Genomic DNA, 16,455 nt, shown 5'->3' with positions numbered 1-16,455 from the left:
GTCCCAGCGATTGCCGACCGCGCTTGGCGATCGGCGGGACTGTGGCTCGCTCGCCACCTCGCCGTGACACCCGAACTTATGCGGATGCACGACGAGATATCGGGTATGGAACTCGAGTTGCGATTTTTCGCGACCTTTCGGGACGCCGTCGGCGAGAAAGAACACACCGCGACGTTCGACGACGGATCGACGGTCGCAGACGTCCTCGGTACGCTCGAGGACGAGTACGAGGGGCTGGCAGGGCAGTTGCTCACCGACGAGGACGACGTGGCGATCAGAGACCAGTTGAGCGTGTTGAAAAACGGTCGTGACGTGACCCACATGGCCGGTCCCGAGACCGACCTCGAGGACGGCGACACGCTGTCGGTGTTCCCGCCGGTTGCGGGTGGCTGATACGGCCCCCAGTCTCGCTGTCCCGGCGCGACCGCCAGACGGAGTGTTATCGTGTCAGTAAACCGATCAAACAGGCCGTGCAGTCGGTGATCGGCGTGGCACACTCGAGCCGGAATCACGTGACTGCGCGACACTCTTCGTCGATTTCGAGAACGATTTACGCTGGGATAGCCGGTTGTGAGATAGAACGCGCGATGGCAAGAAACTCCGAACCGGCCGACTCGTCCACTCGAGCGACGGAAGCGGGAACGGGAACGATGGCCGGCAACGAGCCGCATCCGGACACGGACGAGACGCCCGAAAGAGACGGCGTCTCGTTCGGCTGGGAGGGGGTTCGATCCGGCTTTCTCACTGGTATCCCGATCGCGATCGGCGTCGGTGGCTATGGGATCGCTTTCGGCGTGCTCGCGAACCAGGCCGGGCTAACCGTCGCGGAAGCGGCGTTGATGAGCGCGACCGTACTCGCTGGTGCATCTCAGATCATCGCCGTCGAACTCTGGGCAGATCCGATTCCGATCGCCGCGATCGTCGCGACGACGTTCGCGGTCAACCTGCGGTACTCGCTGATGGGGGCGGCCCTACAGCCGTGGTTTCGCCACCTCTCGCCGCGACAGATCTACGCCAGCCTCGTGATGATGGCCGACGAGAACTGGGCGTTGACGATGCGCGAGCTCCGGTCCGGGAGCGGACGCGGCGCGTTCCTGCTCGGTAGCGGGATCGCGCTCTGGCTGTTTTGGGTCGGCTCGACGGTGCTCGGCGTCCTCGCCGGCGAGTCAGTCGGCGCTCCCGAGCAGTACGGCTTCGATTTCATTCTCACGGCGGTGTTCGTCGCGCTCGCGGTCGAACTCTGGGATGGGACGTCGACGCTGGTTCCGTGGCTCGTCGCCCTCGGGACGAGCATCGCTGCCGCAAACGTCCTTCCGGGCCGATGGTACATCCTGATCGGCGGTCTCGCCGCGGCCGCAGTCGAGGTGATGCGCCATGGCGATTGAGCCGTCCGCGCCGGCGCTGTACGGCGACGCGCTCTCGCTCGATCCGGTGGTGGTCGTCGTCATCCTCGCGATGGCCGTCGTCACCGTCGTCGCGAAGGTCGGAGGTCTCTGGCTGGTCCGTCACGTCGAGTTGAGCGACCGCCTCGAGGCCGGCCTGGATGTCCTTCCGGGTGCGGTCGTGATTGCCGTCCTCGCGCCGGAGCTGGCCGCCGGCGGACCGGCCGAGTGGGGTGCAGCCGCGGTCGTCGTCGCGGTGATGTGGCGAACCGAGAGTATCCTGCTTGCGCTGGTCGCCGGCGTGGTCGGCGTCGTCGGGTTCCGGGCGCTCCTGTGATCGATAGGTATGGCGGAGCCGAGACGTGCCACGCTCGAGTTTATCGGGCTCGAGCCCCAACTGCAGGTATGGCAACGCGTGTGGAACGGTCTTTTCGCGGCATCTCCGAGCGGCTCGCGATGCGGTATCTGACGAACCTGGGTGGTGAGCGTGTCGGCGACGACACCGTCGACGCCGAGGATTGGACGGCGACGGTCTCCTCGGAGACGGTCGGCGTCGGCCCGTCGCTGACGCTCACCGAAGTCACCGTCGTCTTCGAGGGCGACGAACAGCGACTCGAGCACCTCGTCGATCGCTTCGCACAGAAAGCGATGCGTGCGGGTGGTTGATCGTGTGCAATCCGATCGAGGGCCAGGTGCTCATGCTGACGGCCGCGAAAGCGAGCGTGCCTGGCGAACGACTCCCGAACCTCCTCGAGCGTGCACAGGCGGCACTGGCGCCCGAGTGCGAGCGCTACCGTCGCGAATACGAACGCGTCCACGCGGATGACAACCGAGAGGCGTTTCTGGTCGAATGGGGCCACTGGGAAACACTCGGCGACGACCTCGAGTTGAGCGAGCGCGAGCTATCGGCGCTCCGCCGTGCACACGAAGAACAGCTGTTGCGGATCGGTCGCCGGACCGACCGCGAGGCGGAGTTCGAGACAGCTCTCGAGATACGGGAACCGGTCTGTATCGCTACGTCGGCGGGAGACGAACGATAACGGAACCCCGCGACCATAGCTGATCGGGTCGTAGTCGATGGCAACTATAAAGACCGTGTTCCCCCTTTCCCAAAGCACTGAGACGATGGCTATCGACCAGGAGACCGAAATGGCCGACGCGGAGATCGACGAGTTTCTCGGTCAGCGCGAGACGGGCGTGCTGTCGCTTGCACGCACCGACGACCCCTATGCGATCCCGATCTCGTACGGCTACGACGACGACGAACGGGTATTTTACATGCGACTGGTGGCGACGCCGGACAGCGAGAAACGAGAGTTTCTCGAGTCCTCGCCGGGCGCGCGACTCGTCGTCTACGACGACGAGGGATCGACCTACCGGAGCGTCATCGCTACCGGAACACTCGAGGACATCGCACCGTCCGAGCTGACCCCCGACCAGATCGCCCAGTACGGCGACGCAAAGCGTCCACTGTTCGAAATCTGGGCACGAGGGAAAGAAGAACTCGATATCGAACTCTATCAACTCGACCCGGACTCGCTTAGCGGGCGGCGAACCGAAGTCGATCGCGAAGGGTAGCGGCCGTCGTCATCGAGGTCGGAAGCCGATCGTTAGTTCGTCGGTTGTTCGAGCGCGAAATCCTCCGGCGTAACGTCGCCACCGCAGACGGGACAACCGTGATCGATCGTGGCCTCGCGCATTTCTTCATTGACCTCGATTTCCTGGCCGCATTCGGGACAGGTGAATTCGTATCTGCTCATGAGAGGGACGTGGTTCGTGGAAGCCGTAGGGTATCTACGTTCATAGCTCTGTGTCCACTATATATAGGATTGCGGTTCGCCGCCGAGTTGCAGTAGTTTCCGAAGCTTTCTTGAGGCATGATTCGACAGTCAATCGTCGTACTCGAGAATCGCATCGAGAAGCTTCGTCTGTGCGGCTGCGAGGTGTTCGGTGAACGTCGTGCTGGTGATACCCAACTCGTCGGCGACCTCGCCGGCGTTGGCCCGCTTGGGGTGGTCGAAGTATCCCATCCGGTGGGCCGTCTCCAAGACCTCGAGCTGGCGCGCGGTCAGTGTGTTCCGATCGACGAAGACGAGGTTTTGCTCGGCGTGGTCCTGCTGGGACTGGAGCAGCCGCTGGACGTCCAGGTTCGAGCAGTTTTCCTTGAGTTCGCCGATGATCGCCTGTAGGCCTTGCATATCAGGCGCGTGGAAGGTCAGATACAGCGTCGACCCCTTCGCTCGGACGTCGACCACGGGCGAGTCGTGGCGCTCGATACACTCACAGGGACATCCCCGTCCGAGTTCGCGTGTGAACCGATACACTTCGCTCGATCCGTAGGAGAACACCGGCGACAGTTCGACGTCGGTGTCGAACTCGTCGGGGTACTCCGCTGCCTCGAGCATGAACTCCTCGCTGACGCGATCGGGTGCCTCCGGATTCGTACTCTTCGAGACGGACGGAACGTCGCCGCGTACCGATCCGGCAGCCGTCGTTACGACACAGCCGTCCGGATCGTCGATCTTCACCTCCGCACGGATCCCCGAAGCCATTGCCTACTGCTGGGAGCGCCGCCTACCTAAACGCTGTGCCACACGAGAGACTCCGAACCCACCTCGAGCAGAGACCGACCTGAGACCATCTCGGACGTCTATTCTCGCTGCCGTATATAAAGGACCCAGATTTATTGGGACTCATTTGGAGGTGATCGGGTCTCTAGGTTAGAGTGAAGACGATGTCCGCTACGAACTCAGATACGCAGCGAGGATGGCCAGCAACCGACGACCAGGTCGACGCGAAAGCAGTTCTCAACGCGTTAGACGACGACGCCTGTCGAGCCATCCTCGAAGCGACGAGTGAGACGGCACTGACTGCGACCGAACTCTCCGAGCGGTGTGACATTCCTATGTCGACGGCCTATCGGAAAGTCGAGAAACTCACCGAGGCCGAGCTCGTCGAGGAGCGTGTTCGGATCAACACCACTGGCAAACACGCTACCGAGTACCGCAAGGGTTTCGACGACGTGCGCGTCTCGATCGACGATGGCGAAGTCGACATCGAGATGACGGCAGCCGACGCGGAATCGGCGGGTGACGTCGAACGCGACCCGTCTGCGGGGTCTCCATACGCCGTCGCCGACGACTGAGCGCCGACGTAGTCTGCGAGTCACATACGCATACCGCTCGGGACACGTCGTAGCGGACGGCGACGCGATTCCGACGATTGTGGATCGATTTCCGCACACGAACTGACTCCTGCTTCTCATACTGCCTGATACCGCCGGACAGCACTATTCAACGATCGGCCGCGAGTTCGCGACCGACTTTTTACTGACTGCTGTCCGGCAGTATGACAATACACTGTATACACCGATCGCCTGACGGGAGCGTGGGTCGAGGCGACCACCAGAGAGACCCACGAACTGGCGATCAGCGGTCATACTACCGGACAACAGTCAATACACACCCGATCGCGTCTCGAGTGCGATCGGTGTGTACATCGTTTTGTCCGAAGTATCAGTGACGACAGGAGACCGTATCAGTCGTTACTATTGTCGTTTCGCTTCCGTCGATCACGATCGTCTTCGACCGGCAGTAGATCGGCCGGAACGATCGAGACGACGGTATCGGGTGTCCGCTCGACCAGCCACTCCCCGACGCGGGCGATCGGTTTTCGAACGAGCGTGTAGCCAAGCGAGAGGGCTAGCATAGCGAGCACGATCGTCTGGACCACGCCATCGAAGACGAACAGGACGGGTACGGCCAGAACGGTAGCGAGCGCCAGGTCCTCCGGCGCGCCATCGTAGCGGATCCACCGCCGCGGGGCGAGCCAGCGGCCGTGATAGTGGCTGTACACCGCCCGCTCGGAGGTCTCGCGCCACGGCTTTGGCTCGAGGCCGCCGCCAAAGCAGTCCGACACCGAGTGGAGAGTGGTAGCGAGCAGGAAAACGGCGAGGCCGACGGTCGCGGCCGTCGGGACGACGACTGCAGCGAAAGTCACCGGAACGGCGAGGACACCGTAGTAGACGGGAAAGTGCAGCGTCTTCCGATGGGCCGCGAGGAGATCGAGGTCGGGAAAGCAACCGCCGAGGATCGCGGCGACCGCGACGACGCCGGCGAACTGCGGGGCAGTGACGACGACGGCAGTAGCCAGCGTGAGTCCCGCGAAGACGTGGGTCGTAGCCATCATGGCGACCGGAGTAGGTGTGCTGGCCACAAATGGACCCTGGCGGCAGCTGACGGCCCCACACTGTCGCCGACAGCGGGACCTGCAAGCCCCGCGTTTTAGCACCGCTCCGACGAAGACGGTATCGGCGGACCTATCGCGACGAACGTCGATCGACGGGTCCGGTTTTCGACAATGTCACGAACGCCGACTCGCGCGTTTCACGGTGAGCGGACCAACGCCGTCCTCTCGTGGCTCGCCGTCGCGCTCGCGCTCGTCGTCGGCGCGTGGGCGCTCTTCGAGGGATTCGTCCACGAACTACTGTTCGCCGCGACCGTCGTGAGCATCGCACTCGTTCCGGCGATTGCCCTCGAGTCGACGCGAGCTGCCCTGCCCTGGGAGCTACCGGCCGCGGCTGTGGTACCGCTGCTCGCAGCGCTCGTCGCACCCGATCTCTGGAGTCGGCAAGTCGTCCTCTATGCTGGTGCCGGCGTGCTCGCGCTTGCACTGACCCTCGAGTGTCACGCGCTCACCGAAGTCCGGCTTGAGCGGTGGCTGGCCGTCACGTTCGTCACGATGCTCGCGGCGGCGATCGCGGCGACGTGGGCGACGCTCACCTGGGTACAGGACATCGTTGCAGGGACCGACGTAATCGCGTCCAACACCGAGGTGATGTGGCTGCTGATCGCCGCCACCGCGGCGGGACTGTTCGCAGGCGTCTGTTTCGACCAGTACTATCGACGGTTCCCTGGCGAGGAACTCGTCTCGGCGCCGGTCGACGGCGTCAACGAGAACCTGTTTGCGATCAGGGCCGACATCGACGGCGCGCCGCCGCTCGAGAAACGACTGCCGCTCACGGGGGAGACACAGCGCTGGCTCGTCGACGGGATGCGGGCCGGACTGGTGGCGATGATCGCCTACGGACTGCTCGCGTTCGACACCGGGATCGTCACCAACGTCGGCGCGATGCTCGCGGTCACGTTCGTGCCGACGCTACTGCGTCGGCGGTACGGATTGCCGTTCGATACGGGACTCGTTTGCTGGATTACGCTGGTGGTCTTCCTCCACGCGCTGGGTTCGGTCTACGTCTACGAGCGGTCGTTTTGGTGGCACAACGTCACCCACCCACTCTCGGCGACGCTCGTCGGTGCCGTCGGCTACGTCGTGATCCGGACGCTCGACGAACACCGCGACGACGTCCACCTGCCGCCGGCGCTACTCCCGGGATTCGTCGTGCTGTTCGTAATCGCTGCGGGCGTCTTCTGGGAAATCGGCGAGTTCGGACAGGATCTCGTCGCCGACGCGACCGGCCTCCAGATGCCGCTGGCCCAACACGGACTCGACGATACGATGACCGACATCGTTTTCAACACGGTCGGCGGCACGATCACTGCGCTGTGGGGACTCCCCTATCTCACCGACGTCACCGACACGATCACCGATCGACTCGAGGGCTGGCGACTGCTCGAACACGAGCCGGATACTGACTCGGCCGATACCGATTCGATACGGGGATCGGAATCGCCGGACTGAGACGGCCTCCTGTCGTCACCGACCGCCGATCGCCACACGGGATCGGCGATCGGCGGCACACCCTCGCCCCGGCTGCGAGTGCGCCGGCACTGACGGACAGCAGTCCGTCTCAGTCGTCGGCTGCAGGGTCGGCGGTCTCGCCGAGCGGTTCGACGTCGACCTCGATCTCGGTGGCGGCGGCCTTGTACTCGGGGATCTTCGCCCGCTCGTCGAGGACGTGGTTCGTGAGCTTGTTCGCGGAAGCGGCCGCGAAGTGTGGCGTCGTCCAGACGACACCCTCCTTGGTGTCCTCGGTGACCTGGGCCTCGAGTGTGATCTCACCCCGTCGCGACCGCAGCCGGACGTACTCGCCGTCTTCGATGCCGTAGCGTTCGGCGTCGGCGGGGTGGACGTCGACGAAGTTCTCGGGCGTCTGACGGTTGAGCGTCGGCGAACGAGTACTCATCGTCCCGGTGTTGTAGTGTTCCTCGAGACGAGCCGTCGTCAGGATCAGCGGATACTCCTCGTCTGGCGTTTCTGCCGGCGGCTGGTGTTCGACACCCTCGATCTGGCCAAGGCCGCTCTCGGTGTCGAACTCGTCCTCGTAGAGGAACGGGTCGCCTTCGTCGCCCGGTTCGTAACAGGGCCAGTGGAGTCCCTCCTCGCCCAGCAGGTCGTAGGTCATCCCGTGGTAGATGGGACAGACCTGCCGGAGTTCCTCGAAGACCGCCTCGGGGTCGTCGAAGTCGAACTGTTCCTCGCCGTCGTCGAACAGCCGTTTCCCGACTTCCGAGACGATCTCGAGGTCGTGTTTCGTGTTTTCGTGAACGTTTTCGACGCCGCGCATCCGCTGGACGCGCCGATCGGTGTTGGTGACGGTCCCGCCGCGTTCGGCCCAGGTCGTCGCCGGCAGGATGACGTCGGCGTAGTCGGCCGTCTCGGTCATGAAGATGTCCTGGACGACCACGAACTCGAGGTCGGCGAGCCGTTCGGCGACGCTGTTGGCGTCGGGTTCGCTCATGACGGGATTCTCGCCTAGGACGTACAGTCCCTTGATCGACTCGCCGGCTTCGTAGGAGATCTCGACGTTCGTCAGGCCGGGTTCGTCGGGGATCTCGAACCCCCAGACCTCCTCGACGCTTTCGCGAGCCTCGTCGTCGTCGACCAACTGGTATCCCGGGAGGACGTTGGGCATCGCACCGACGTCACAGGTTCCCTGAACGTTGTTCTGGCCGCGAAGCGGGTTGACCCCCGTTCCGGGTCGGCCGATGTTGCCCGTGATCAACGCGAGGTTGATCTCGTTTTGGACGTTGTCGACGCCGCAGGCGTGCTGACTCATCCCCATCCCCGTGAAGATGGCGGCGTTGTCGGCTTTCGCGTACTTCTCGGCGGCTCGCTCGATCTCCTCGAGATCGATCCCACACTCCTCGGCGGCAGCCGCCTTGTCGAACTCCGCAAGCGTCGCTTGCAGATCCTCGAAGCCGTCGGTGCGCTTCTGGATAAACTCCTCGTCGATCCAGCCGTCCTCCGGGTGCTCCTCGTGGTGCTCGAGGATCGTCTTGAGGACGATATTCAACAGCGGGATATCGGTCCCAGGGTTCAACTGGAGGTGTTGGTGGCGGTCCGTCTCGTCGATCTGGAACGACCGCGTCGTCTTGTTCGCGTGGGGATCGACCTGAATGACGGTCGCCCCGTCGAGGACAGCCTGGCGGAAGTACTGGCTGTTGGCGATCGGATGCTGCTCGCCGGGGTTTGCCCCCTGGATCCAGAACAGATCGGCCTCGTCCCGGAGATCCGCCATGCTGTTTGTCATCGCGCCGGCGCCCAGGCTCGTCCGGAGCGCCCAGACCGTCGAGGCGTGACACATCCGCGTGCAGTTGTCGACGTTGTTCGTCCCGTAGCGACGGGCGAGTTTCTGCAGGAGGTAGTTCTCCTCGTTCATCGTCTTCGAGGAGCCGAAAAAGCCCATCGCGTCGGGGCCGTGTTCCTCGCGGATGCGCTCGAGTTCGTCGACGACGTACTCGTAGGCTTCCTCCCACGTCGCCTCGCGGAACTCGCCGTCTTCTTTGACGAGCGGTTCGGTGAGTCGGTCCTCGTGGTCGACGACCTCCGTCGCCGCGCCGCCTTTGATGCAGACGCGTCCCTCGTTGACCGGCGCGTCGCCCCACGGCATGAACTGGACGTCGCCCGGCTCCTCGCCCTGCTGGACCGTGATTCCACAGCCGACGCCACAGTACGGACAGATCGTCTTGACTTGATCGTGCTGATCGCTGGACATTATTCTGATCTTATGTGTTGGGCCGCGGTTCGGCTGACATACGTACAGTAACTGGCCACGTCAATGAGTCTTTCTAGCACTCAACATGGTAGTCGTCTGCTTCGGCTGCTCGCTCGAGCAGTATGTAACGTGGGAAAAAGCCAATACGGACGGCAGTCCGTATCAGTCGTCGCCCGGTGCGGCTGCGCTCTCGTCGCCGGTGCTGATCCCGGTTCCGGGACCGATCTCGATCCCGAGGTCCTCGAGTTTTTCGTCGGGGACGACGCCGTCGACCCAGCCACGGTGCTCGTAGTACTCGTCTTTCATCTCCTCGAGTTCACAGTACTCGCCTTCGCTTGCGCCCTGGCCGGGCACGCCGCCCTCCTCGAGGAACCGCTCGGGGAGGGAGTCGTCGTCGCCGTCGAAGCCGACGAGGTTGTTGTAGTAGCGCTCTAAGTTGTAGATGCGCTCGCCGGCCTCGAGCAACTCGTCTTCGCTGACGTCGAGGCCGGTCATCCCGTTGTACTGGGTGACGTACTCCTCGATGCCCTCTGCGAAGGCGTTGAACTTGCAGATGTCGAAGCTGTCAGAGATGGCGTGGAGATCCTGGAACTGCGCGGTGAGTTCACCTTTCCCTTCGTACTCGTAGGGGTCGACTTTCTCCGGGATACCCAGGATCTCCGCGGCCGGCGTGTAGCCACGGAGGTGACAGGCACCACGGTTCGAGGTGGCGTAGCCGATCCCCATCCCCTTCATGCAGCGGGGGTCGTAGGCGGGGATCGTCTGGCCCTTGACTGCAAGCGAGTTATCGTGGGCGTCGCGTTTCTCGGCGACGCGGTCGGCGCCATCCGCGAGGAGATCGCCAACGCCCTCACGATGGCCGATTTTCTTGATCATCTCGATCATCTCCTCGGTGTCGCCCCAGTCGATACCTTCCTCGAGTTTCCCGTCTTCGGTCATCTCCATCGCCATCGCGAGCATGTTCCCGGTCTCGATGGCGTCGATCGTGAGGTCGTTACAGCGGTCGATCATGATCGCGATCGAGTCACGATCGTCGTTCATCGAGTTCGGGCCGAGGGAGAAGGCCGGTTCGTACTCGTAGGACTCCATCCGGACGTTCATCTCCTCGCCTTTGTGCATGTAGTCGACCTCGACTTCCTTCTTACAGGCGACCGGACAGGAGTGACAGGTCGGCTCGTCGACGAGGATGTTCTCCCGGACGTTTTCGCCGGAGACGCGCTCGGCGTCGAAGTCGAGTCCTCGATCCTCGCTTGCACTCCTCGTGCTCGTGTACCGTGCGTTGCCGGTCGGGAGTCCGTCCATCTCTTCGGTGATGTTCATCAGGACGTTCGTCCCGAACTGCGAGAGCCCACCCTCGTTTGGCGCGGTGACGTCCGACTCCTGGATGGCCTGCATCGCCTGCTGGTGGCCTTCCATGAACGTCTCCTTGTCCGCGGGCTGGGGCATCTGCGTGCCCGACTTGACGACGACTGCCTTGAGGTTCTTCGACCCCATCACACAGCCCGTACCGCCTCGGCCGGATGCCCGGTCGTCCTCGTTTACGATACAGGCGAATCGGACCTGGTTCTCGCCACCGGGACCGATCCCCATGATGCTCAGGTTCTTGCCGTACGATCCGTCCACCTCCTCCTCGATCATGTCACGGGTCTCGTGATAGCCACTGCCCCAGAGATGAGAGGCGTCGCGAAGTTCGACCTCGCCGTCCTCGACGTAGGCGTAAACCGGCTCGTCGGCTTTCCCCTCGAATAGCAGGCCGTCGAAGCCGGCCCACTTGAGGCGAGCGCCCGACCAGCCACCCTGGTGGCTGTCGGTGACGGTGCCGGTCAGCGGGGACTTCGTACAGACGGCGATCCGGCCACTCATCGTCGTCTGCGTTCCCGAGAGCGGCCCGTTCATAAACGCCAGCAGGTTGTCCGGCCCGAGGGGATCGACGTCCGGTCCCTGTTCGAAGACGTACTTGACACCCAATCCGCGCGCACCGATATACTTCTCCGCGTCGTCGTCGTCGATCGACTCGTATGCGACGTCCTCCTCCGAGAGATCGATGCGAGCGACCCTGTCTTGGAATCCACCGAGTTCAGTCATGATAACTCCTCCTTGTTCATTTCTACGTCCACACTGTTAGTCGTTCCCACTCAATGGTAACCATATCTAGTTACGCCGGATTCGGACGTCGAACGCGAAGGATGAACCCCATCGGTTCTGAGTCCCCGGATATTGATATCAGTATAACTAGCAAATACTGCCAGATCGTAACCTATCTCGGTCGTGTGAGAAAGTTACTGCCGAGCAGCGTGTCATACGGTCTCCTGTCGTCACTGCCCGCCGATCGCCAGGACGGGGTCGGCGATCGGCGGGACATCGGGACAGCAGTCCGTCTCACTCGAGGACGAGCCGGCGGCGACCGATCACAACAACAGGGCGACGATCGCGAGGATGATGAAGATCAACACGAAGATCCGTGCGATCTCCATCGAGATCCCGGCGACGCCACGAGCGCCGACGGCAGCGGCGACGATAGCGAGCACGAAGAATATCAGCGCCCAGTACAGGAAATCACCGCCGCCCATCTGTAGCGGTGCCGACGTTGCGGACTCGAGCATGTGCGGGGCTATCACGACCCCATAAATAAATCTCGGCGACCGTACACGCGCTAACCCCGGACTACAGCCGGTTAAGACCGGCATTCAGCCTGCAGGGTCAGCCCGAAGACTGAGTATCGTCGAAGAACGCCCGGCAGAGCTTCTCCTCGGCCGTTCGAAGATGTTCGTGGAAGGTCGGTCGCGAGACGCCCATCGATTGGGCCAGTTCCTCGCCGGTTGTCGGCCGGGGCCACTCGAAGTAGCCGCTCAGGTACGCCCGCTGGAGGGCGGCGAACTGACGCTCGGTGAGCTCGCGCTCGAGTCGGGCAGCGAACTCCTGGCGCGTCTCCCCCTGGCGCTCGCGCTGTCGGAACGAGATGACGTCGGTGCCCGCGTAGCGATCCTCGAGGGCTTCGACGATCGAGCGGACGTTCGTCGAGCGCGGGATCTCGAGCGTGACGCGGGCGCGGCCGTCTTCGCTTTCGATCGCACGTGTGCGGACGCCACGCTCGGAGAGCCAGCCGACGAGCGCGTCTCCGCCGGTGAGTTCGATCAGACACGCTTCGTCGTGCTCGACGACGACGCGACAGTCAAGCTCCGCCTCGGCAGCGGCCGCGGTGAGATCCGTAGCCGTCGCGTCGGGTCCGGTAACGGTAAACAGCGACGCCGTTTCGTTGCCGGTTCGGTGGACCGAACGACGGTACTCGAGCCGGCAGTCCGCTGCCGACGAGAGAGCGACGGGTGCGACGGCCGTATCGGTCAGCGCGACCTCGACGGCGACGACGGCGTCGGTCTCGAGGACGCGGCTCGTCTCGCGAGCATTAATACCGCTTGCGACCGAGCGGGCAAGCGCCGAGAGAACGACCGTCTCGCGGTCGTCGATCTCCCGGTCGCCATCGGTCCGAACCGTGAGTACGCCGTACTCGATGCCGTTGTACGACAGCGGGAACGCCGCGCGGGTGGTCCCGTCGAGCGTGTCGGTCGTGGCGTCACCGGCGGCGAGCGCAGCCGCAGCCGGGTGATCGTCGGCCATCGCGACCGGTTTCGATGGTTCCTCGCCGGTCGTCGCCCGAATTTCGATCGTTCCGGTCGCGGGGTTTCGCTCGCCGATCCACGCCCCGTCGTAAGCCGACTCGTCGGCGATCCGTTCACAGACCGCTTCCTCGAGTGCCGAACGGTCGGTCGAACCCGCGACGACGTCGGTGACGTCCCCGACCAACCCTTCCACCCGATCGAGGAGAAACTCGAGTTCGTCGGTCCGGGCCTCGAGTTCGAGTTCGGCTTCCTTGCGGGCGGTAACGTCGTTCTGGAACCCAACGTAGTGAGTGACCTGTCCCGACTCGTCGCGGACGGGCGCAATCGTCACTTCGTTCCAGAACTCGGACCCGTCTTTCCGGTAGTTTTTCACTTCGACGGTGACTGGCCGCTGTTCGTCGATCGCCGCCGCCATCTCGGCGACCACCGCCTCGTCGGTGTCTTCGCCCTGCAGGAACCGACAGTTCCGACCGACGACCTCGTCGTAGTCGTAGCCCGTTATCTCCTCGTAGGCGTCGTTGATGTAGACCAGCGGATTGTCCTCGCGGTCGGGATCGGAGATGACGATTCCGACCGGGGCTTCGTTGATCGCGCGTTCTTTGACTGCGCGGTCGCGCGTTCCGACGACTGACGTCCCGTCGTCGCCGCGGTCGTCGCGGGCGGGTTCGAACGTAATCGTCGCGCCGTCGACCGAGCGGTGGATGCGTGCGTCGTATCGGTGATCCGTCCCGTCATCGCACTCGAGTGAGACCCGCCGTGCCGTGCCGACGGCCGTCTCGTCGATCGCCGTCTCGAGTCGCGACCACGACTCGAGCGTGGCTACAGCGTCCCAGTCACCACTACCGGGTTCGTCGTCGGTCGATTCGTTCGGAAGGTCGAAAACGTCCCGTGCTGCGCGATTCGCGTACGTGATCGTCCCGTCGGTGACGGCGACGACCGGATCGACAACGGCCTCGAGTGCGGCGGCTGCGGGCGTGGCGTCGCCCCTGCCACTGTACTCGGCGTCGGCGTTCTCCATAGCTATCCTTGTCGCGGAGCGCCCTAAGAACCTCGGTGGTCGAACAGCGTTCAGTCGTCGAACGATGCATGTTATCGAAGTCGTGCAATCGAGACCACTGATACGTTTTCTTACAGATCCCAACGCTTACCCATCTGGTGGCCGCTGAACTGAGGTGAGGTCGATGTCACAGCATTTTATCGCCGAGCTACATATCATACACGCCGATCTCCCGCTTGCCCCGACGCTTCGGACCGTCACCGACGCGAACATCACGGTCGAATCGCAGCCGTTGACGTATCCCGATCGATCCGGCCCGATCTCCTTCTATTCGGCGACCGACTGTGATTTCGAGACGCTCGAGTCCGTCTTCGACGACGATCATACGGTCGCGGAGTGGCAGCTCTCGATGGCGTTTCCGGACCGCCGTATTTATCAGATCTATCACAGCGCGGTCGCGAAGTTCACTACCCCCGAAATCGCCGACATCGGCATTCAGTTGCTCTCCGTCCACAACGGCGACCGGGGCTGGCGGGTCCGACTTCACGCACCCGACAGGGCACATCTCGGCGACTACTGGGAGTACTGCCGCGAGGAAGACATTCAGGTGACCCTCGAGAAACTGTACAGTACCGGACCGCGAGCACGCTCCGTCGGGACCGATCGCCCCGACCTCTCGCTGACCGACCGCCAGCGGGAGGTCGCTCGTACCGCGGCTCGGATGGGCTACTACGAACCGGACGGTGCCAGCGCAGACGAAGTCGCAGCCGAACTGGGGATCTCGCCGTCGACGCTGTCGACCCATCTGCGGCGAATCATGGCGAAGCTGTTCCAGCAGCTGTTTGTCGATTGATGGCACTGAACGTGTCGATAACTCGACGCTCGAGTCCCCATATAAAGGAGAGAAGAATACGACATCAGATTGGTGCCACTCGAGGCCGGCCATTCGGCAATGAGTAAAACGAGTTCGTCCCCGGAGCTGTCGGCCCGAACGCCGAGCCTCGCCGTTATCGAACAGATCGCCGCGCTCGAAGATACGGATCCGATGTCGTTGCCGCCGCTGTACGACGCTGTCGATCCGGAAGCGCTGGACTCGCTCTGTCACTCGCCGACGGCCGGTCAGACGCGGACCGCGACGGAAGTTCGGTTTACCTACTGCGGATACGACGTTCGCGTCGGAACCGACGGTGACGTCGAGATCTCCGAGGCATAATACCGTAGCGACGGTTCTCCTTTTCGTTCTCAAACTCGAGCGGCCTCGCCCGTCTCGAGGCGCTGTCGTTGCCCGTGCCCGACGGAACGCTTTCCGGACAGCTCCAGACGAAGGCGCTTTAGGCGCTGGGCCGCTTTGCTCTCCTAATGAGTCAACCCACGCCCGACGTCTACGAGCAGGGCAAGGGCATGGACGCCCACAACCAGGTGATGCGGGAGATCCGCTCGCGCAAAGAGGCGAGCTACGACCCCCACGAGCCGACCCGTGTCTGGCTCGACGAGGACAACACTCCCGGCGGCGTCAAACAGAGCCTGACGATCATCCTCAATACCGGCGGCTGTCGCTGGGCCCGCGCCGGCGGCTGTACGATGTGTGGCTACGTCGCCGAGAGCGTCGACGGCGGGAGCGTCTCCCACGACGCCCTGATGGATCAGATCGAGGTCTGTCTCGAGCACGAACGAGAGAACGCCGACGAGCCCGCGGAGCTGATCAAGATCTACACCTCCGGCTCCTTCCTCGACGAGCGCGAGGTCGGGGCCGAAACCCGACGTGCCATCGGCGAGACGTTCGCCGACCGCGAGCGTATCGTCCTCGAGTCGCTGCCCGACTTCGTCGACCGGGAGAAGATCGCCGATTTCACCCGCCACGGGATCGACACGGACATCGCGATCGGCCTCGAGACGGCTACCGACCGCGTCCGTCACGACTGCGTGAACAAGTACTTCGACTTCGAAGACTTCGAGGACGCCTGTGTCGAGGCCATCGCCGCCAACGACGAAGCAGGTGACGACGCCGACGCCGGGATCAAAGCGTATCTCCTGATGAAGCCGCCGTTTCTGACCGAATCCGAAGCAGTCGAGGACATGATCTCCTCGATCGAGCGCTGTGCCGACGTCGACGGCTGTCACACCGTCTCGATGAACCCCTGTAACGTCCAGCGCTACACGATGGTCGACGAACTCTACTTTTCGGACGGCTACCGGCCACCGTGGCTGTGGTCGGTCGCTCACGTCCTCCGCGAGACCGCCGACGTCGACGCAATCGTCGTCTCCGACCCCGTCGGACACGGCTCCGATCGCGGCCCACACAACTGTGGGGAGTGTGACGACCTCGTTCAGAAGGCGATCAAGGACTTCGACCTCCGGCAGGATCCGACGGTCTTCGAGCAGGTCTCCTGTGAGTGTGAACTGACCTGGGAGACCGTCATCGAGCGCGAGCGGAGCTTCAACCAGCCGCTGACGCGCTGACGGGCCAGCCCGGCCGACGTTCTCGATCGGCGATCGGTCTTTTCA

General features: G+C 63.4%; 18 protein-coding genes. 11 read left to right on the top strand and 7 right to left on the bottom strand.

Features of this window, described 5'->3' with window-relative positions:
• The first annotated feature begins 105 nt into the window (after positions 1–105).
• From RBH26_RS06110 to RBH26_RS06085, 6 genes are all read left to right on the top strand, one after another.
• Positions 106–393, top strand: a complete 288-nt coding sequence (locus RBH26_RS06110) for a ubiquitin-like small modifier protein 1 (RefSeq protein WP_306757251.1) — start codon at positions 106–108, stop codon at positions 391–393.
• A gap of 257 nt (positions 394–650) precedes the next feature.
• Positions 651–1,385, top strand: coding sequence for an AzlC family ABC transporter permease (locus RBH26_RS06105; protein ID WP_306757382.1), 735 nt, complete (start codon positions 651–653; stop codon positions 1,383–1,385).
• A complete protein-coding gene (locus tag RBH26_RS06100) occupies positions 1,375–1,719 on the top strand; it encodes an AzlD domain-containing protein (RefSeq protein ID WP_306757250.1) in 345 nt (114 codons plus the stop codon). The genes RBH26_RS06105 and RBH26_RS06100 overlap by 11 nt, the downstream gene beginning before the upstream one ends.
• 68 nt (positions 1,720–1,787) lie before the next feature.
• Entirely contained in the window at positions 1,788–2,048 is a 261-nt protein-coding gene (locus RBH26_RS06095) for a hypothetical protein (protein WP_306757248.1), read from the top strand.
• Complete coding sequence (locus tag RBH26_RS06090) at positions 2,048–2,422, top strand: hypothetical protein (RefSeq protein ID WP_306757380.1); 375 nt, start codon at positions 2,048–2,050, stop codon at positions 2,420–2,422. The genes RBH26_RS06095 and RBH26_RS06090 overlap by 1 nt, the downstream gene beginning before the upstream one ends.
• A gap of 85 nt (positions 2,423–2,507) precedes the next feature.
• On the top strand, positions 2,508–2,960 hold the full coding sequence (locus tag RBH26_RS06085) for a pyridoxamine 5'-phosphate oxidase family protein (protein ID WP_306757247.1): 453 nt from the start codon (positions 2,508–2,510) through the stop codon (positions 2,958–2,960).
• A 32-nt stretch (positions 2,961–2,992) separates the two neighbouring features.
• Here the strand turns inward: RBH26_RS06085 and RBH26_RS06080 are convergent, their stop codons facing one another.
• Both RBH26_RS06080 and RBH26_RS06075 read right to left on the bottom strand, forming a co-directional pair.
• On the bottom strand, positions 2,993–3,142 hold the full coding sequence (locus tag RBH26_RS06080; RefSeq protein WP_306757246.1) for an FmdB family zinc ribbon protein: 150 nt from the start codon (positions 3,140–3,142) through the stop codon (positions 2,993–2,995).
• A gap of 129 nt (positions 3,143–3,271) precedes the next feature.
• Positions 3,272–3,934, bottom strand: coding sequence for a helix-turn-helix domain-containing protein (locus RBH26_RS06075; protein ID WP_306757245.1), 663 nt, complete (start codon positions 3,932–3,934; stop codon positions 3,272–3,274).
• A gap of 182 nt (positions 3,935–4,116) precedes the next feature.
• Here RBH26_RS06075 and RBH26_RS06070 point away from each other — a divergent pair, with 182 nt between their 5' ends.
• Positions 4,117–4,527: a helix-turn-helix domain-containing protein gene (locus RBH26_RS06070; protein ID WP_306757243.1), complete on the top strand. Its 411-nt coding sequence runs from the start codon at positions 4,117–4,119 to the stop codon at positions 4,525–4,527.
• Between the two features lie 392 nt (positions 4,528–4,919).
• Here RBH26_RS06070 and RBH26_RS06065 read toward each other — a convergent pair whose 3' ends face one another.
• On the bottom strand, positions 4,920–5,570 hold the full coding sequence (locus RBH26_RS06065) for a metal-dependent hydrolase (protein ID WP_306757242.1): 651 nt from the start codon (positions 5,568–5,570) through the stop codon (positions 4,920–4,922).
• Positions 5,571–5,741: 171 nt separating this feature from the next.
• Here RBH26_RS06065 and RBH26_RS06060 point away from each other — a divergent pair, with 171 nt between their 5' ends.
• Complete coding sequence (locus RBH26_RS06060; protein WP_306757241.1) at positions 5,742–7,079, top strand: hypothetical protein; 1,338 nt, start codon at positions 5,742–5,744, stop codon at positions 7,077–7,079.
• A 109-nt stretch (positions 7,080–7,188) separates the two neighbouring features.
• Here the strand turns inward: RBH26_RS06060 and fdhF are convergent, their stop codons facing one another.
• From fdhF to RBH26_RS06040, 4 genes are all read right to left on the bottom strand, one after another.
• Complete coding sequence (fdhF, locus tag RBH26_RS06055; protein WP_306757240.1) at positions 7,189–9,336, bottom strand: formate dehydrogenase subunit alpha; 2,148 nt, start codon at positions 9,334–9,336, stop codon at positions 7,189–7,191.
• A 162-nt stretch (positions 9,337–9,498) separates the two neighbouring features.
• Complete coding sequence (locus RBH26_RS06050) at positions 9,499–11,421, bottom strand: aldehyde ferredoxin oxidoreductase family protein (protein ID WP_306757239.1); 1,923 nt, start codon at positions 11,419–11,421, stop codon at positions 9,499–9,501.
• Between the two features lie 323 nt (positions 11,422–11,744).
• Complete coding sequence (locus tag RBH26_RS06045; RefSeq protein WP_306757238.1) at positions 11,745–11,939, bottom strand: DUF1328 family protein; 195 nt, start codon at positions 11,937–11,939, stop codon at positions 11,745–11,747.
• 97 nt (positions 11,940–12,036) lie between these two features.
• Entirely contained in the window at positions 12,037–13,971 is a 1,935-nt protein-coding gene (locus RBH26_RS06040; protein WP_306757236.1) for a bacterio-opsin activator domain-containing protein, read from the bottom strand.
• A gap of 163 nt (positions 13,972–14,134) precedes the next feature.
• On the opposite strand from RBH26_RS06040, the gene RBH26_RS06035 reads away from it, so the two are divergent.
• The 3 genes from RBH26_RS06035 to RBH26_RS06025 all read left to right on the top strand — a co-directional run bounded on the left by RBH26_RS06035 (position 14,135) and on the right by RBH26_RS06025 (position 16,410).
• A complete protein-coding gene (locus tag RBH26_RS06035) occupies positions 14,135–14,803 on the top strand; it encodes a helix-turn-helix domain-containing protein (protein WP_306757235.1) in 669 nt (222 codons plus the stop codon).
• A 99-nt stretch (positions 14,804–14,902) separates the two neighbouring features.
• Complete coding sequence (locus RBH26_RS06030; protein WP_306757233.1) at positions 14,903–15,163, top strand: HalOD1 output domain-containing protein; 261 nt, start codon at positions 14,903–14,905, stop codon at positions 15,161–15,163.
• Positions 15,164–15,309: 146 nt separating this feature from the next.
• On the top strand, positions 15,310–16,410 hold the full coding sequence (locus RBH26_RS06025; protein ID WP_306757232.1) for an archaeosine biosynthesis radical SAM protein RaSEA: 1,101 nt from the start codon (positions 15,310–15,312) through the stop codon (positions 16,408–16,410).
• Positions 16,411–16,455: the final 45 nt, after the last annotated feature.

This window comes from Natronolimnohabitans sp. A-GB9 (genome assembly GCF_030848565.1).
Classification (GTDB): domain Archaea; phylum Halobacteriota; class Halobacteria; order Halobacteriales; family Natrialbaceae; genus Natronolimnohabitans.
Note: the sequence above shows the minus strand (reverse complement) of the source record. Positions and strands in the feature narration are given on the sequence as shown.

Coding starts and splice junctions, on each gene's coding strand:
- RBH26_RS06025 (WP_306757232.1), top strand. CDS start 15,310: ATGAGTCAACCCACGCCCGACGTCTACGAGCAGGGCAAGGGCATGGAC.
- RBH26_RS06040 (WP_306757236.1), bottom strand. CDS start 13,971: ATGGAGAACGCCGACGCCGAGTACAGTGGCAGGGGCGACGCCACGCCC.
- fdhF (WP_306757240.1), bottom strand. CDS start 9,336: ATGTCCAGCGATCAGCACGATCAAGTCAAGACGATCTGTCCGTACTGT.
- RBH26_RS06065 (WP_306757242.1), bottom strand. CDS start 5,570: ATGATGGCTACGACCCACGTCTTCGCGGGACTCACGCTGGCTACTGCC.
- RBH26_RS06100 (WP_306757250.1), top strand. CDS start 1,375: ATGGCGATTGAGCCGTCCGCGCCGGCGCTGTACGGCGACGCGCTCTCG.
- RBH26_RS06030 (WP_306757233.1), top strand. CDS start 14,903: ATGAGTAAAACGAGTTCGTCCCCGGAGCTGTCGGCCCGAACGCCGAGC.
- RBH26_RS06035 (WP_306757235.1), top strand. CDS start 14,135: ATGTCACAGCATTTTATCGCCGAGCTACATATCATACACGCCGATCTC.
- RBH26_RS06110 (WP_306757251.1), top strand. CDS start 106: ATGGAACTCGAGTTGCGATTTTTCGCGACCTTTCGGGACGCCGTCGGC.
- RBH26_RS06080 (WP_306757246.1), bottom strand. CDS start 3,142: ATGAGCAGATACGAATTCACCTGTCCCGAATGCGGCCAGGAAATCGAG.
- RBH26_RS06070 (WP_306757243.1), top strand. CDS start 4,117: ATGTCCGCTACGAACTCAGATACGCAGCGAGGATGGCCAGCAACCGAC.
- RBH26_RS06095 (WP_306757248.1), top strand. CDS start 1,788: ATGGCAACGCGTGTGGAACGGTCTTTTCGCGGCATCTCCGAGCGGCTC.
- RBH26_RS06085 (WP_306757247.1), top strand. CDS start 2,508: ATGGCTATCGACCAGGAGACCGAAATGGCCGACGCGGAGATCGACGAG.
- RBH26_RS06050 (WP_306757239.1), bottom strand. CDS start 11,421: ATGACTGAACTCGGTGGATTCCAAGACAGGGTCGCTCGCATCGATCTC.
- RBH26_RS06060 (WP_306757241.1), top strand. CDS start 5,742: ATGTCACGAACGCCGACTCGCGCGTTTCACGGTGAGCGGACCAACGCC.
- RBH26_RS06075 (WP_306757245.1), bottom strand. CDS start 3,934: ATGGCTTCGGGGATCCGTGCGGAGGTGAAGATCGACGATCCGGACGGC.
- RBH26_RS06045 (WP_306757238.1), bottom strand. CDS start 11,939: ATGCTCGAGTCCGCAACGTCGGCACCGCTACAGATGGGCGGCGGTGAT.
- RBH26_RS06105 (WP_306757382.1), top strand. CDS start 651: ATGGCCGGCAACGAGCCGCATCCGGACACGGACGAGACGCCCGAAAGA.